The sequence below is a fragment of the Aquimarina sp. AD10 genome (assembly GCF_003443715.1).
Lineage (GTDB): Bacteria > Bacteroidota > Bacteroidia > Flavobacteriales > Flavobacteriaceae > Aquimarina > Aquimarina aggregata.
In genome coordinates this window covers 542,968-558,537 of the sequence record NZ_CP031965.1, presented here as the reverse complement: position 1 = coordinate 558,537, position 15,570 = coordinate 542,968, and the positions used below count along the sequence as shown (strand labels likewise).

The following is a 15,570-nucleotide window of genomic DNA, read 5'->3' as shown; positions in this document are numbered from 1 at the left end:
TTAATGATTGACGATAAACACAAAATAGTGTATTTAGCGAATTAGTAAGCCGAAACTAAAGTGCTTATCACCTACCCTATATTTTTATATTAAATAATGTATACAATTAGAAGAAATTGACAATAGATTTTACGAATATTGAATATCTCAGGGCAGGAAATGATCGTCAGCAAAGAGCTTATACAGAACTGATGAAGTTATCACTTTTTGAAAACCTCCAAGACTATAATCCCATATTAACAGGAACCATTCCCATTGGGATAGATCTTCCTAAAAGTGACTTAGATATCATTTGCGAAAGCTCAGATCATATTGGGTTTACTAAGACTCTTAAATCGTTATATTCTAATAAGGACAGTTTCGAAATACAAACGGGTAATTTCAATGAGCTAAAATCAACTATTGCTATATTTCAATCGGGTAAATTTAAAATTGAAATTTTTGGACAGGATTGCCCAACTGAAAATCAAGATGCATATAAACATATGATAATCGAGCATAAAATTCTGAACTCAGAAGATGATAGATTTAGAGCAGAAATAATACGGCTGAAACAAGAAGGACTAAAGACAGAGCCTGCTTTTGCAAAATTATTGGGCTTGACTGGAAATCCTTATAAAGAACTGTTGAAATTTGAAATATAAACACTAAAGGAAATAAAAAATTTGCTACATCATATACCGTAGAGTATATTTGTAGTATGATAAGGTCTGAAAAAACGAGACAATTAATAATTAAAAAAACAGCTTCTATATTCAATAAAAAAGGATATACCGGAACTTATTTATCTGATTTAACGAATGCTACTGGATTAACAAAAGGTAGTATCTATGGAAATTTTAAAGATAAAAACGAAGTTGCTCTTGAAGCTTTTAGATATAACTATAAATTCCAAACAGAACAAGTACTATCTAAAATTGAAAAAGAAAATAACTCTGATAATAAATTACTTGCTTTTTTAAATCATTATAAAACAGAATTTAAGCCCATTTTTAATAATGGGGGTTGCGCTATATTAAATACGGCAGTAGATGCTGATAACGGTAATGATTTACTTAACAAAGAAGTAATAAAAACTATTCATAATTGGCATCAAAAAATCAACTTAATTCTAGCTGATGGTGTTAAAAACAATGAACTTAAAAATATAGATATCGAAACATTTTCGTACAGAATGATTTCCTTAATTGAGGGAAGCATTTTATTGGCAAAGACATTAAATAAACCCGAAATTTTAATAAATAATATAGACTTTTTAATAGAAGAAATACATCAAATAAAATTAGATTAAAAAAATTTAAATACACATATACCGTACGGTATATACAAATAATGTAATTATGAAAAGAGTTGTAATAACAGGATTAGGGGCAATAACACCAATTGGAAAAAATGTAACCCACTATTGGAAAAATCTTTTAAATGGAATATCAGGAGCCAATAAGATAACACGCTTTGATTCCACTAATTTTAAAACTCAATTTGCGTGTGAAATAAAAGAATATGATGTTTTAGACTATTTCGGTAGAAAGGAAGCCAGAAAACTGGATAGATATAGCCAATATGGATTAATATCAACAGAAGAAGCTATTAAAGATGCTAAATTAGAATTCTCTACATTAAACACTAATAGAATAGGAGTTATTTTTTCAAGTGGAATTGGTGGTTTTGAAACTTTCGAAAACGAAGTTATTGAATACACAAAAAATGATTTCAACCCAAGATTTAATCCTTTTTTCATACCAAAAATAATAGCTAACGGTCTTTCTGGTATGATTTCTATTAAGTATGGACTTAGAGGCGTAAATTATACTCCTGTAACGGCTTGTGCTTCTTCAACACAAAGTATCATTCAAGCCTTTAACTATATAAGATTAGAAAAAGCTGACATAATAATTACCGGGGGTTCAGAAGCTCCAATAACCCAAGCTTCAATCGGTGGTTTTAATGCTATGAAAGCAATGTCTACAAATAACACCAACTATATTACTGCTTCAAAACCATTCGATACCAATAGAGATGGTTTTGTTGTTGGTGAAGGTGCTGGTACTTTAATTATAGAAAGTTTAGATTCGGCTTTAAAAAGAAATGCAAATATTTATGCAGAAATTATTGGAGGTGGAGAAACATCTGATGCTTATCATATAACTGGAACACACCCCGAGGGATTAGGTGCATATCTTGCTATGGAAAATGGAATAAAAGAAGCGAAAATTACTCCTAAAGATATCGACTATATTAATGCACACGCTACTTCTACAGGATTAGGAGATTTATCTGAAATAAAAGCCATTGAAAAACTCTTTCAATCCAATATTAATAACATACAAATTAGCGCTACTAAATCTATGACAGGACATTTATTGGGTGCAACAGGTGCTATCGAAGCAATAGCGACTTGTTTATCTGTAAATAAAGACTTAATACCCCCTACAATTAACACAACAAAAATAGATGAAAACATACCTAATGAATTGAATTTATCACTTGGAACAAAATCTCATAAAAAAATTAATTACGCTTTAAGTAATAGTTTTGGATTTGGAGGACATTGCTCTGCATTAATATTAAAAAAGTACGTTGGCTAACAATCCATAGAAAACATAAGACATTTATGTTTAACTCATAGTTAACTAAGTACTAATAAAGTTCAGTAAACATAAAGTTTTGGGGTTTATTAAAGAAAAGGGAAAGAGCAAAAATATTTATATTTAACAAATCTCTTAATAGTTATCCCTACGCTAGAATTAACTCAGAAAATTTTAAATCAAATCGGAACTGAATTAAATGACAAAGATTGTTTTATTAAACTTAGTCATAAACTATAAATGTAGTACAACAATATATAAGCACTCATGGTTCACAAATAGAATGGTTATCGTGTTTTTCTTAAAACGTACTACTTGCAATTGAAAAGTTAATAACCAACGTCAAAAAAAACCTTAAAACGAGCCTAAAATATAAATCTCTAAAGTACATACACTTAACGATTATGGTATGTTAAAGCAAATTAAAAATTACATTATCTTAAACATAAAAATGTCAGTGATTTCTTAAATACACGACTAAAACTTCAATATAAAATCAAAGTACAAAAAAACTAACCTCTAACAGAAAATCAAAAAAAATCATGAATCTTTATAAGGTTCTGATGATAACCAGCATCAAAAACAGCCATAAAATATAATAGAATTAATTATGAAGAATCAAGAAATAAAATTGGTAGATGGAGGCAAAAAGTCCTCAACCTTTAAGGACAGATTTGTATCAAAAATTATGAAATCTTACTTAGGCTTTGTAGATCGTATGATTATAAAAACTGTAAAGAACAAGGTGGGAGAAACAGATATTGCAAATTACAAAGAGCTATATGCTTTAGAAAAGAATTGGACTACTATACGTAAGGAATTAGATTTACTATTGGACCAATTAGATACCGTTGTTTATTATGAAGATGTAGATAAGCGATATTCTAGAGAAACTGGTGATGAAAAAACTAAAAAGAAAGACTCTTGGAAAATAGAACAATTTTATCTCTATGGTCATCGCATAAAACGTGGCTTTAAGCGCTCTCCGGCCACCGGAAAACTACTTGAAAAAATTCCAGGAATACAAACTGCATTATTTTCAATATTACAACCAAAAGCTCATATCAAGGCACATCGGGGCGAATATGCAGGCTTATTACGTTGCCATTTAGGATTAAAAGTTGATTCTCCCGAAGAATGTAAAATAAGGGTGAATGATGATTTTTTCCATTGGAAAGAGGGTGAAATATTTATTTTCGATCATACAAATGAACATGAAGCTTGGAATAATTCTGAAAGTATACGAGTAATTTTAATATTTGATTTTGTTAGAAAATTACCTTTCCCTTTGTCTTTTCTAAATAAAATTGGACTAAAAATGTTGGGGAAATCTAATCATATCGAAAATGCCAAGAAAATTTTTGAACATGGACCAAATCAAGTTTTGAAATCTGTTTAATGCAAAATATAATCATTAAGAAAAAAATTACCCACAATGAAAAAAACAATACTGATTATTAATGCACATCAAAAATATGATGGAATATCAGAAGGTAAACTGAATAAAGCGTTTGTTGATACTGCAACAGCTTATCTAAAAGAAAACAAATTTAACGTTATTCATACGCATACAGAACAACCTTACTCTATTGACGATGAACTCCAGAAACTAGTAAAAGCAGATTTTATTATTTTTCAAAGTCCAATATATTGGTTTGGTGTACCATGGATAACAAAAAAATACTTTGATGAAGTATGGTCTGCAGGATACACTACCGTGACATGCTCTGGAGACGGACGAACTCGTGAAGATCCAAGTCGCCGCTATGGAACAGGTGGATTGATGAACGATAAATCTTATATGTTATCTCTGACATATGCATCACCTAAAATAGAATTTGACGATACTAATGGGTTTTATGACGGTAAAAGTATAGATGATGCTAATATTGGTACACATAAAATTTTTCAATTTTGCGGGCTTCAAATGTTACAGACATATGCTATATATAACGTTCACAAAGAAGAGAATCTAAACTTAGAAAAAGAATTAGAAATATTTCGAAAAACCTTGAAAGCAAATTTTTTATCAAACTAGAACTTATTTTCTTACGAATTACTCTTAAAACAAAATTTTCAAAATTTACACACAAAAAATGAAAGAATTAGAATTAAATCAAATTGATGATTTAAAAAATATTTTAACCAATTATGATAATATAATCTTTGATATTGGAGATGTTATTTTAAACTGGAATTCTAAAAATGAGACTCACGATTTAAGACAAATTATTAAGCACCCTATTTGGAAAGATTATGAAAAAGGTATCTTAAAAAAAGAAAATGCATTTACACTTTTAAGTAGTGAAATAAACATCCCATATATCACGCTCGAAAGACTTGTTAACAAAGGTATGAAAAGTGTTACGGTCAATCAACCAATGGTAAGACTGTTAAAAGAACTTAAGCAATTAAACAAGAAATTAATTTGTCTTACAAATATGGATAAAAATTCTTTTTTTTATCTATTCTCTGAGTTTGATTTTTGGCAGTACTTTGAATTTGTTTATGTCTCGTCACTTTTATCTATGAGCAAACCAAACATTAGGGTTTTTCAATATGTAATTGACAATGCTCATCTAGATCCAAATAAAACCATTTTTTTAGATGATAAAACATCCAACCTCGAAATAGCAAGAAAATTAGGAATACATACTTTTAATGTAAAAAATTACGCTTATCAATTAAATAAAGTCAATATTTCAACCGATTTGTCAACGAGTTCTGAACTATTAAATTTATTAGAAAGAAAGAAAAAAGGAAATGCTTATCTACATGGGCATTTACTACAATCTCCATTTTGTAAAAGTTACATTTCAAAAGATATAGAGTTAACACAAGGAAAAGAATTCTCTAAAGAAATTTTTTCGACAATAGTTATTCTACATACGAATTCTTCATTACCCAAAGAAATTGTTGAAGCTATGACGCATGAAATTAATGCACATAACCAGAATAATTTTCGTTGGTGTTTTTATAAAGAAGAAGCGAGACCAGAAAATTTTCCAGATGATTTAGACACAACATCAATGATTCTATCGTTTCTATTGAAAAACCAGAAAGTAACAAAGAAAATGATATTGCCAGTAGTACATGAAATGCTTTCTAATCGTAACGAAGAGGGAATTATACAAGTGTATTTTGATAAAAATAGACCTAGGATAGATGCAGCGGTTGCTGTTAATGTATTATATCTTATGTATCAAATTGGTTATGCTAATGAAGAAGATTTAAAAGCTACAAAAAATTATATTTATGATTTTTTAATACATCAAGAATATTTAAAAGGAACGAGATATTACCCCTCTCCAGATGTCTTTCTTTTTTTTCTGTCCCGGTTAGTATCAGATTTCCCTGATCAATTTAAAAGTTTGACTAGTGAATTAAAAAGTAATTTAATTTCTCGTATTGATACTACTGTGCATCCACTTGATCGTGCACTGCGAGTTATTTCTTTAAAGAAGTTCGGAATTATAAATCGATTAGATTTTATAAAACTCTTAGAAACTCAATTACACGATGGAGGATGGCCTATGAATGGGCTTTTTATCGCGGCTAAATCTAAAGAATACTTCGGGAGTAGAGAGTTAACGTCCTCATTTGCGATGGAAGCAATAGAAACAATGTTATAAAAGAGAATGATCAAAAAAATATATTACTAATATATGCCATAAAGTACATGAAATAATTTACTTCATGTGATATCTAAGTAAAAGTAGTTTGCAATACAATATTAAATCATTTTTCATCTAAATAAAGTATATTGTAATCAGAAAAATAGTTGCCATAATTATATAAAGTTCTTAGCCAATATAAAATGGAGAAACGAAAATTAATCTCATCTGGAATAAAAACTAAAAAATATTTTTGGTCATGGTTTGTTTTATTTTTCTTTTATATTTTTTCTAAAGTCGCAAATTTTAACGATTTCTGGTTCTTCTTAGGATTGACACTATCAATGTTTTTTTTTGTATTCTGTTTAATCTTGAAAAAAGTAGAATACACTAGTGACTTTGTATATTTTAACGGTAAAAAAACAAAATTTAGTGATATTAAAAATTTAAAAGTTTTCGAATTTAACAGAAATACGTATTACCTATTCATAACCAAATCTGACAGTTTGTTTTCTAAATACAACTTTACTCAATTAGGATTAGGTAAAAAGGTTAATTTTTTCGCTCTAATGAAAATGTTATATTCTAAAACTTTAGAAGCTGAACTACCACTTGCTGAGTTTTTTGGATTATTGAAAGAAAAATCTGAAATAAAAAAAGTACAATTATTTGAGGAATAAATAACTTTCTCATACTTTATAGGTAGTTATAACTCATTTAGCAACAGATCAACTATTCTTCATTTTTCTAAAAGCGCAATGCTTGTCCAGAGAAGAGTTAGCGATTACTGTAAAAAACGAGGTAACATTTTCCACTGCTCTGTCATAAATGCATTAAACATACTAAAAATAAAAAAAACGATATTGCTTATACAAGCTATTAAACTTTTGATGTTAAAAACTAAATAAAGACATAAACGAAAAACAACTTGCTATAACCCCAAAAATAATTACTTGTTTTCTCCCCTACTTGCCCTATATTTAATGTTTAATGACATATACATAGTGTATGCAATGAAACATGATAAAATCAATAAGTTCAAAAAGTATGAATATTAAAAAAACAGTTGCCTTAACTGTATATTTAATGCTATGTAATTATTTAATAGCACAGGTAAATATTTTTTCATCCAATCAAGAATATCAGTGGAAAACGGAAACACTAGAATGGAGTAATACCAAAAAACAGATAGAAGCTGATATAATTGTAAACGAAGAAAATACGTACCAAACGATAGATGGATGGGGAGGCTGTTTTAATGAACGCGGTTGGAAAGCCTTACAATATTTAACAGGTGAAAAGCAAAAAGAGATAATGACCAAGCTTTTTTCAGATAATGGCTGTGCATTTTCATATTGCAGAATGCCCATTGGAGCAAGTGATTATGCCTTAGATTACTATTCTTTAAATGATACACATGGTGATTATAAAATGAATCATTTCTCGATTGACAGAGATCGTAAATACTTATTTCCATATATTAAAGCTGCCATAGAAATTAATCCTGAACTTAAAGTCTGGGGATCTCCATGGACTCCTCCTGCTTGGATGAAAGAGAATAATAGCTATAACAAAGGCTTAATTAAAATGGATCCCCAGACCCTAGAAGCTTATGCATTGTATTTTCAGAAGTACGTTGAAGCCTATAGAAATGAAGGAGTTAATATTGTAGCAGTGCATCCTCAAAATGAACCATTACACTTACCAGCTTTCCCGTCATGTGGATGGAGTGGGCAAAACTTAAAGACATTTATAAAAGATTACTTGGGGCCCCGTTTTAAGAAACATGTGCCAAATTGCGAAATTTGGTTAGGAACCATAAATGGTAATAAAGAAACAGATGAGTTTTCAGAATATATACAACCAATTTTTGGTGATCCTGAAGTGGCAAAATACATAACAGGAGCAGGATTTCAGTGGGATGGTGATTCTGCCGTTGAACGTACTAATAAAGAATTTCCTAATAAGAAAATAATGCAAACCGAAACCAAATGCGGTTGGGGAACAAACGATTGGAAATACGCTTTTGAAACCTATAATCAAATGGTTTGGTATCTTGAAAGAAATGCATCCTATTATTTACAATGGAATATGGTACTAAATGAAACCGGTATGAGCTCTTGGGGGTGGAAACAAAATACGATGATTACTGTTGATACTTTTAATAAAACATATCAAATACATCCTCAATATTGGGCAGTAAGGCATTTTACTCAGTTTGTTAAGCCCCAAGCTAAAAGGGTTTCATGCAAAACTAAAGATGGTATTCAGTCCTTAGCTTTTAAAAATCCGAATGGAAATATTGTTTTAATACTTTCAAATCAAAGCAATAAAGAACAAAACGTAACAATACAAGTTAAAAAGAAGAATGTAAATTTAAAACTTCTTTCTGGTACAATTTACTCAGCTTTAATAAAATAGCATTTCAAAAAACTAAGTATGCCATATTCAGAGCATTAGTTATAATGATAAAAAAAATGAAATTCATATCAATTATCTTATTAGTAATTTTTCTTTTTTCTTGTAAACAAGACAAAAAATCCGAAGCCGAGATTCAAACGGAAACAGCAGCACAGGCAGAATCTGAAAACAAAACTGACAAATCAGTTTACGAAATGTGGAACAACTATGTAGAAGCAAATCCTAATTTTAAAGATGAAAAAATTCCTGAAGCTGATTTTTTTCATAATAATAGAGAAGATGCTATGCGACTAGCAGAATTAACATTAAATGGAAAAAAGAAAGCTTTTTCCGGATTGCTTAGTTTATATAAACAGTATAGTGTTGATGTACCAAAAGTCGGAACAAAACAAATTGTAACCGATTTTGACGGAAAAGCAAAAGCGATAATAGAAAATATAAGCGTAGATACAATTCCTTTCAATAAAATTTCTGAAGATTATGCCGAATTAGATATGGGAACGAATATCGAATCGCTTAAAAAATGGAAAAAGGCACACTGGGATTTTTTTGAAAGCTTTTTAAAGGAAAACGGAAGTAAACCAACCGATGATATGCTAATTGTTTGCGTAAGATTTGAAACAATATGGCCGCAAAAAAACACTAATAACCACTAGGACAATAAACAAGTTGGTAAGTACTACATTCAAAAATAGAGTATGTTCATCAAGTCCACCATTTTTTTTTGTTTTGTAATTAAAAAAGAAAATAATTTCCAACACAACGTCTAACGTATTAGAACTGCATTTTCGATTAGAATTTATTGCAATTTTACTACCTTAGTGACTCATCAAAATCTTTCTTTAGAAAATTCTGAAACAAACAAGACAAAAACCTATCGGTAGTAATTAAAACTTTAGAATATGGAAATGCAAAAAATTAGTGCCCTTGTTACAATTATTATGATTTCTATCAATTCTTTTTGTCAACAAGGGATAAGTTTACCTAGCAAATTGGAAAACAATCAAATAAAAGCTATAAATCGTTCGATATCATTATTCGGTGATCAACAAGATGCTGTAGAAATGAATGCAAAGAACGGAAGTGGAATTGGGATAATTAAAGATGTAGAATTTGAGAAAGGAATTATCGAAATAGAATTTTTAGGTGAAAATAATCCAGGTAAAAGCTTTATCGGAATAGCTTTTAATATTCAAGATGATAAAACTTATGAAGCAATATATTTCAGGCCCTTCAACTTTGTTGCAAAAGAGCAAATAAGAAAAGAACATATGGTTCAATACATTTATCACCCTGAATTTACTTGGAAAAAACTTAGAAAAGAGAAAACCGGAGAATTTGAGAATGAAATTAAAATGCCACCAAACCCTGATGATTGGTTCAAAGCTATAATTCATATAGACGAAAAAAAAGTTAAAGTTTTTATCAATGATGTGCCTCAACCTATTTTGATCGTTGATAGATTAACTTCAACAATATCAAAGAAAATAGGAATTTGGACAGGTTTCGGTTCCTCTGGAAGATTCAGAAACTTGACTTTAAAAGAATAATTAACCACCAAAAACATAGCTAATAAACAACTACAATACTATATCATCATAACAGATAAATGATTACGTATAGATTTTTACATATTTACGTAAGGTTATAAAAAGACTGTCATGAAAAATTACATACTGCCCTAGATTTATAAATAATTTAGTGACATTCTACTCTGCTATTATAAACATATGTAACGTTATGCTTACTGTCAAAAATAAATCGATTAAAGAGGAATTAGGGATACTATTTATTCATGGTGCAGGATTGGGAAAATATATTTGGAATGACCTTGTAGCCAACTTAAATTATTCATCGATTTCAATCGAATTTCCCAATAGAAATTCAAAGGACAGAACAAATTCTTTTTTGAGTTTAGAAGATTATGTTTCAAAAGCAATTTCTGATATTGAAAATTATGAAAAACAGAAAATTATTATTATTACTCACTCTATTGGAGGAATTATTGGATTGAGAATTGCAGAACATCTAAAAGACAAGGCCATTGGCTTTATTGCTATTGGTTCGGCAATCCCAAAAAATGGAAAATCATTCGTTTCCTGTCTTCCATTTCCTCAAAAAATAATAATTCCATTACTAATGAGATTGGCTGGTACTAAACCTCCAAAATCAGCAATTGAAAAAGGATTATGTAATGATTTAACACAAGATCAAACAAAAAAAATCATACAGAAATTCACTGCTGAATCAAGAAATCTATACACTCAAAATTCTAATACCAAAATTCCTAGTATAAAGAAGTTATATATAAAACTAACCAACGATAAAGAACTTTCTATATCAGTCCAAAAAAGAATGGCAAAAAACCTGAATTGCGAAAATATTGTAGCACTTGAAAGTGGTCATTTACCAATGTTAAGCGTTCCCAAAAAACTAACTGAAATTTTAAACGAATTTATTGATAAATGTCTCACTCAAGATTGAAAACCCCAAGAAGAACGATGCTTCTAAAAAACTAAATTTGGTTATCTTTTTTAGTCCCCTCCTACCTTTAAAACAATAACATCCAAAAAAAAACCTCATTATGATAAAGACTCTCTTTTTATATAAAACCATTGTAATACCATATATCCAATCATAACGGTTCTAGGTATAGATAGATTTAATTAAATCTGTTCAAAAAAGAAAATTAGCAGCCAAAATGCAGAAAAATAGAATAGTTTAGTAACATTTTGCTTTCCTCCTACACCAATATATTAAACGTTTAAGGAAATTAAGCAAAACTACACACCAATGCGTAAAATTATAATTCTATCATTTTTTTTGATAATTGGATTTATATCCTGCAAAACTTCTGAAAATAAAGTTGATAAACTTGAGATTGCAAAACGATATTATAAGGCTCTTGACAATTCTGATGGTACCGCTATGAAAATTTTACTGACTGATAGTCTTATGACCAAAGAGATGGATTATGATTACGAACAGACATTTTCGCAAAATGAATACATTAATAAATGGTTGAAATGGGATTCAGTATTTGATCCTACATACAAAATCCTTGAAATTAAACAAGAAAACGAGGTTGTTGTTGCAAAAGTTTCAAAAATAGATAAAAGAATACGTTTTCTTCATGAAGGCCCAACCGTTTGGAGTGCAGTAATCCGATTTAATGTTGATAAAATAAGTAGTATCGAAAGGAAGAACGTGACTTTTAATGAAAATACTTGGGGGGAAAACAGAACTAAATTATTAACCTGGATAGAAAAAAATCACCCTGAATTAAACGGTTTTTTATATGACCAAACAAAGAGTGGCGGAATAAAGTACTTAAAAGCCATTGAACTCTTTAAAAACAAAAAATAACGAATCACAAAATCATCTAAAAACAAGGCTATTTTTATACCTTTAATAAAGTTATGTCTATTTGTGAAATCATCAAATTTTCAATTTAACACTTAGAAAAAAACTAGTTATAACCTTAGATATCAACAACAAGTATAATTGATTTAAAAATGACTAAACAATATGAAACTGAGTTTATAAAAATCATCGAAAATGATATCTGGATGATGGATATTTTGAGTGTTGTTAGAGATTTACAATTAAAGGATTGTTGGATTGGAGCAGGTTTTGTTAGAAATAAGATTTGGGACGAAAAGCACAAAATAAATAGAACAAAACTTAATGACATTGATGTAATATACTTTGACACATCGAATTCGACCAAAGCGTTTGATATAAAAATTGAAAATAAATTAAAAAGTGCTAACTCAAATCTAAATTGGTCTGTTAAAAATCAATCAAGAATGCATCTAAGAAATAGACACAAGCCTTATGCTAATTGTAATGAAGCTATTTCTTTTTGGCCGGAAACGGCAACTGCAATAGCGGTAAGACTAAATTTTAAAAACCAAATCGAATATATAGCACCTTATGGATTAGAAGATTTGTTTAGTCTTTTAGTACGACCAACACCAAAATTTGATTTAACTATGTATACGTCCAGAATTGAAAAGAAAAGATGGAAAGAGAAATGGACCAAATTAAAAATAGTGATAAACTAAACGATATATAAGTCTGCGTGTATTAAACTGAAAATGATATCTTATTTTTTATACAACTTGCAAAATATTAATCATTCTACTTTTATCATAGATTTTGATAAATATACTTTAGCACAGCTAAATGAAATTCCAGATGGATTTAGTAATAACCTTATTTGATATATTGGATATAAAACGTTTCGGTAAAATAAAGTAAATATAAAATAAAACTATGGCAACATCTTGTGCACCTGCTCCTATCAACAAAAAAGAATATATTTCTGATATCGGAAAAGTATTAGTCAAAGAACATGGAAAAAAACAATTTTACGAACCCGAAGAAGTAAAAAAAGCTCATAGAAAAAGTAAATGGTACGATGGACTTGATTTTTCTTGCTGGGCAATGAGCACTTATTCTTCTCATTCTGATTTTGACAGATATCATCAAGAAACAGGAGAAATTTGTGATTATACTCAAATGAAAACAGAAATGCTAAACGGATTATCTGTTTCTCCAAATAGTGATTGGATGGATATCCCTGATTTGGATATTGATACTTCTTGGTTAGACTTTGGAGATGTTTTTGATGGAGTACTTGATGGGATTGGGGATGTCATTAGTGGGATACTTGATGGATTATCATAAAACTGCCTCTAATACTATATATAGTTTTTTCAATGAAAAAAGTTGGATGTCAACTACAATAAAAACAAGATTATAGCTTTCCTTTTTTTTAAAAAATTCCTTTTTTAACAACACATCTTTACCAAGTATCATACTACGCAATGCACAACCACCAAATAAGTAAGTATAATGAAAAAGCCTAGTTAAATCAATTTCTTAACAATTATCAAGAGAACATAGTATAAATCGTAGGAAATTTGTAAAAACAAAAATCTTACTACTATGAACATTTTACAAATAGCATTAATTGGCAACGGAATATTTTCTATGTCGACTGGATTCTTCTTATTGTTTTTTAGAAATAGAGTCGCTCGATGGTTTGGACAAGAAAAATCACTGGTATTCTTAATAATAGGACTGGGATTGCTATACTTTTCTTTTTCAATTTTTATGCAATTAAAAAACCTAAAGCTTGATGAGTTATTATATATTATCATTCAAGACTTCGTTTGGGTCCTAGCAAGTACTTTGATACTCTTCATTAAACCTTTCAACATATCACCTATTGGGCATAAAATTATTGGTATTGTAGCATTTGTTGTGTGTGTTTTTGGAGTAGGACAATCTATCGGACTTGCGCAAACAGATAGTATTAAAAACCAAAATATTAAGCAATTAACTTTTGAAAGAATAATAAATACTTCAAAACAAAATACTTGGAAAGCAATATCAAATGTTTCTAATTATCATAAAGTTGCTCCAAATATAGATAGTGTTGAAATTATTTCTGGTCATGGAAAAGGTATGGTACGAAGTTGTTCTCATAAAACAGACAGTTGGACAGAAGTAGCAACTTTATGGGAAGAAGGAGAACAATACTCTTTTCAAGTAAATACAGATGCAGAGGATTATCCATATCCATTAAAATACTTAAAAGGCAATTGGAAAGTAAAAGAATATTCTAAAAGTAAGACTAAAATAACTATGACCTTTAATTTTACATATAAAAAGAAAATTTATAACCTTTTAATTCATCCGTTTATGAAAAAGAAGTTCAATAAAATTTGCGAAGAATTATTAGATAACTGGCAAAAAGAATTAGAGAATAAATAACTACTGTCAACTTTATATATAAAAAATAGTAGCAAAACATCAAACCTAAAATATGGCTCTATTCTATTATCTTTGTTTTATCCTCTTTACCAGAAGTAAAATGATCTGATATTATTAGAATCTGGTAACTAATTAAAACAATAAGTTAAGTTACTCTAATCAAAATATGGATCTAGGGTAACCAGTATTAGAAAATGAAATAACTAACCATAAATAGTACGTTTAAAATAATAACCGACATTTGGTCATTACAATTCTTAAATTAAAAGTTAGCAACATATTAGAATGACACACCCTTTACGAAAACATATTGAAGAAGTAATTAGCCTTACCGATGAAGAGTTTAATTTTGTAATAGGCCATTTTGAGCACATCAAAAAACGTAAACATCAATATATTGTTCAAGAAGGAGAAATAGTTAATAAAGAATACTGGATCATAAAAGGTTGTTTAAAAAGCTACTTTGTTGATACTACCGGTAAAGAACATATACTTCAATTCGGAATGGAAAATTGGTGGATTACAGATTATGAATCTTTCGTAAAACAAACCAAATCCAAAACTTCTATCGATTGTATAGAAGATAGTGAATTACTCTTTATATCCTATGAAAATAGAGATAAACTAACTGCTCAAATGCACAAAATGGAGCGGTTTTGGGCCAAAAAGAGTAAAATTGGTAGAATTTCACTTCAAAATAGGATTTTATCATTATTAAAAAATTCGACAAAAGAAAGATATGACCTACTTCTAGAACAATATCCAAAACTTTTTCAACGCGTTCCTAAAAAAATGATTGCAGCTTATTTAGGTGTTTCTAGAGAAACACTTAGCAGATTAAATTCTTAATTACTTTCTTTTATCACACAATGTGATCTATATCACTTCAAAGAAGTGACATCCCTCCTTTCCAAAATATTAAGTTCTCGACACCTTTGTATGACAATTAATTTAATATATAAGTTATGCCATACATTAATATCAAAGTTACCGATGAACGTGTAACACAAGAACAAAAATATCAATTAATACAGGGAGCAACTCAACTGGTAGTTGATATACTCAACAAAGATCCTAAAACTACTCATGTAATTATTGACGAAATACCTATTGAAAATTGGGGAGTTGATGGAAAACAATATTTAGGAACGAAAAAATAAAGA

General features: G+C 29.2%; 17 protein-coding genes. All 17 read left to right on the top strand.

Features of this window, described 5'->3' with window-relative positions; translation table 11 throughout:
- The first annotated feature begins 116 nt into the window (after nucleotides 1-116).
- Complete coding sequence (locus tag D1816_RS02125; RefSeq protein ID WP_233565315.1) at nucleotides 117-644, top strand: DUF4269 domain-containing protein; 528 nt, start codon at nucleotides 117-119, stop codon at nucleotides 642-644.
- 56 nt (nucleotides 645-700) lie between these two features.
- Nucleotides 701-1,291: a TetR/AcrR family transcriptional regulator gene (locus tag D1816_RS02120; protein WP_118500990.1), complete on the top strand. Its 591-nt coding sequence runs from the start codon at nucleotides 701-703 to the stop codon at nucleotides 1,289-1,291.
- A gap of 49 nt (nucleotides 1,292-1,340) precedes the next feature.
- The gene (gene fabF / locus D1816_RS02115) at nucleotides 1,341-2,588 is read left to right on the top strand and encodes a beta-ketoacyl-ACP synthase II (RefSeq protein ID WP_199729966.1); all 1,248 of its coding nucleotides are present in this window, start codon (nucleotides 1,341-1,343) and stop codon (nucleotides 2,586-2,588) included.
- Between the two features lie 610 nt (nucleotides 2,589-3,198).
- Nucleotides 3,199-3,987: an aspartyl/asparaginyl beta-hydroxylase domain-containing protein gene (locus D1816_RS02110; protein ID WP_066312839.1), complete on the top strand. Its 789-nt coding sequence runs from the start codon at nucleotides 3,199-3,201 to the stop codon at nucleotides 3,985-3,987.
- A 36-nt stretch (nucleotides 3,988-4,023) separates the two neighbouring features.
- Nucleotides 4,024-4,626, top strand: a complete 603-nt coding sequence (locus tag D1816_RS02105) for an NAD(P)H-dependent oxidoreductase (RefSeq protein ID WP_118500988.1) — start codon at nucleotides 4,024-4,026, stop codon at nucleotides 4,624-4,626.
- A gap of 58 nt (nucleotides 4,627-4,684) precedes the next feature.
- Nucleotides 4,685-6,220 carry an HAD-IA family hydrolase gene (locus tag D1816_RS02100; RefSeq protein WP_118500987.1) on the top strand — a complete coding sequence of 512 codons (1,536 nt, stop codon included), beginning with the start codon at nucleotides 4,685-4,687 and terminating at the stop codon, nucleotides 6,218-6,220.
- A gap of 353 nt (nucleotides 6,221-6,573) precedes the next feature.
- Nucleotides 6,574-6,882, top strand: a complete 309-nt coding sequence (locus D1816_RS25530; protein ID WP_147405103.1) for a hypothetical protein — start codon at nucleotides 6,574-6,576, stop codon at nucleotides 6,880-6,882.
- 367 nt (nucleotides 6,883-7,249) lie between these two features.
- Complete coding sequence (locus tag D1816_RS02090) at nucleotides 7,250-8,623, top strand: glycoside hydrolase family 30 beta sandwich domain-containing protein (protein ID WP_158597783.1); 1,374 nt, start codon at nucleotides 7,250-7,252, stop codon at nucleotides 8,621-8,623.
- Between the two features lie 56 nt (nucleotides 8,624-8,679).
- Entirely contained in the window at nucleotides 8,680-9,279 is a 600-nt protein-coding gene (locus tag D1816_RS02085) for an ASCH domain-containing protein (protein WP_118506192.1), read from the top strand.
- 246 nt (nucleotides 9,280-9,525) lie between these two features.
- Nucleotides 9,526-10,173, top strand: coding sequence for a hypothetical protein (locus D1816_RS02080; protein WP_118500984.1), 648 nt, complete (start codon nucleotides 9,526-9,528; stop codon nucleotides 10,171-10,173).
- Nucleotides 10,174-10,363: 190 nt separating this feature from the next.
- A complete protein-coding gene (locus tag D1816_RS02075; protein WP_118500983.1) occupies nucleotides 10,364-11,107 on the top strand; it encodes an alpha/beta fold hydrolase in 744 nt (247 codons plus the stop codon).
- 309 nt (nucleotides 11,108-11,416) lie between these two features.
- A complete protein-coding gene (locus tag D1816_RS02070; RefSeq protein WP_066312867.1) occupies nucleotides 11,417-11,989 on the top strand; it encodes a hypothetical protein in 573 nt (190 codons plus the stop codon).
- Between the two features lie 149 nt (nucleotides 11,990-12,138).
- Nucleotides 12,139-12,690, top strand: a complete 552-nt coding sequence (locus tag D1816_RS02065) for a nucleotidyltransferase family protein (RefSeq protein WP_118500982.1) — start codon at nucleotides 12,139-12,141, stop codon at nucleotides 12,688-12,690.
- Between the two features lie 211 nt (nucleotides 12,691-12,901).
- Nucleotides 12,902-13,315 carry a hypothetical protein gene (locus D1816_RS02060; RefSeq protein WP_066312872.1) on the top strand — a complete coding sequence of 138 codons (414 nt, stop codon included), beginning with the start codon at nucleotides 12,902-12,904 and terminating at the stop codon, nucleotides 13,313-13,315.
- 261 nt (nucleotides 13,316-13,576) lie between these two features.
- The gene (locus D1816_RS02055; protein ID WP_118500981.1) at nucleotides 13,577-14,407 is read left to right on the top strand and encodes a type II toxin-antitoxin system RatA family toxin; all 831 of its coding nucleotides are present in this window, start codon (nucleotides 13,577-13,579) and stop codon (nucleotides 14,405-14,407) included.
- Nucleotides 14,408-14,692: 285 nt separating this feature from the next.
- A complete protein-coding gene (locus D1816_RS02050; RefSeq protein ID WP_118500980.1) occupies nucleotides 14,693-15,256 on the top strand; it encodes a Crp/Fnr family transcriptional regulator in 564 nt (187 codons plus the stop codon).
- Between the two features lie 116 nt (nucleotides 15,257-15,372).
- The gene (locus D1816_RS02045; RefSeq protein ID WP_066312881.1) at nucleotides 15,373-15,567 is read left to right on the top strand and encodes a 4-oxalocrotonate tautomerase family protein; all 195 of its coding nucleotides are present in this window, start codon (nucleotides 15,373-15,375) and stop codon (nucleotides 15,565-15,567) included.
- Nucleotides 15,568-15,570 lie beyond the last annotated feature (3 nt).

Excerpts from the sequence above, each read along its gene's own strand:
- D1816_RS02045 (WP_066312881.1), top strand. The coding sequence starts at position 15,373 with ATGCCATACATTAATATCAAAGTTACCGATGAACGTGTAACACAAGAA.
- D1816_RS02100 (WP_118500987.1), top strand. The coding sequence starts at position 4,685 with ATGAAAGAATTAGAATTAAATCAAATTGATGATTTAAAAAATATTTTA.
- D1816_RS02050 (WP_118500980.1), top strand. The coding sequence starts at position 14,693 with ATGACACACCCTTTACGAAAACATATTGAAGAAGTAATTAGCCTTACC.
- D1816_RS02060 (WP_066312872.1), top strand. The coding sequence starts at position 12,902 with ATGGCAACATCTTGTGCACCTGCTCCTATCAACAAAAAAGAATATATT.
- D1816_RS02120 (WP_118500990.1), top strand. The coding sequence starts at position 701 with ATGATAAGGTCTGAAAAAACGAGACAATTAATAATTAAAAAAACAGCT.
- D1816_RS02080 (WP_118500984.1), top strand. The coding sequence starts at position 9,526 with ATGGAAATGCAAAAAATTAGTGCCCTTGTTACAATTATTATGATTTCT.
- D1816_RS02085 (WP_118506192.1), top strand. The coding sequence starts at position 8,680 with ATGAAATTCATATCAATTATCTTATTAGTAATTTTTCTTTTTTCTTGT.
- D1816_RS02110 (WP_066312839.1), top strand. The coding sequence starts at position 3,199 with ATGAAGAATCAAGAAATAAAATTGGTAGATGGAGGCAAAAAGTCCTCA.
- D1816_RS02055 (WP_118500981.1), top strand. The coding sequence starts at position 13,577 with ATGAACATTTTACAAATAGCATTAATTGGCAACGGAATATTTTCTATG.
- D1816_RS02075 (WP_118500983.1), top strand. The coding sequence starts at position 10,364 with ATGCTTACTGTCAAAAATAAATCGATTAAAGAGGAATTAGGGATACTA.
- D1816_RS02105 (WP_118500988.1), top strand. The coding sequence starts at position 4,024 with ATGAAAAAAACAATACTGATTATTAATGCACATCAAAAATATGATGGA.
- D1816_RS02070 (WP_066312867.1), top strand. The coding sequence starts at position 11,417 with ATGCGTAAAATTATAATTCTATCATTTTTTTTGATAATTGGATTTATA.
- D1816_RS02090 (WP_158597783.1), top strand. The coding sequence starts at position 7,250 with ATGAATATTAAAAAAACAGTTGCCTTAACTGTATATTTAATGCTATGT.
- D1816_RS02065 (WP_118500982.1), top strand. The coding sequence starts at position 12,139 with ATGACTAAACAATATGAAACTGAGTTTATAAAAATCATCGAAAATGAT.
- fabF (WP_199729966.1), top strand. The coding sequence starts at position 1,341 with ATGAAAAGAGTTGTAATAACAGGATTAGGGGCAATAACACCAATTGGA.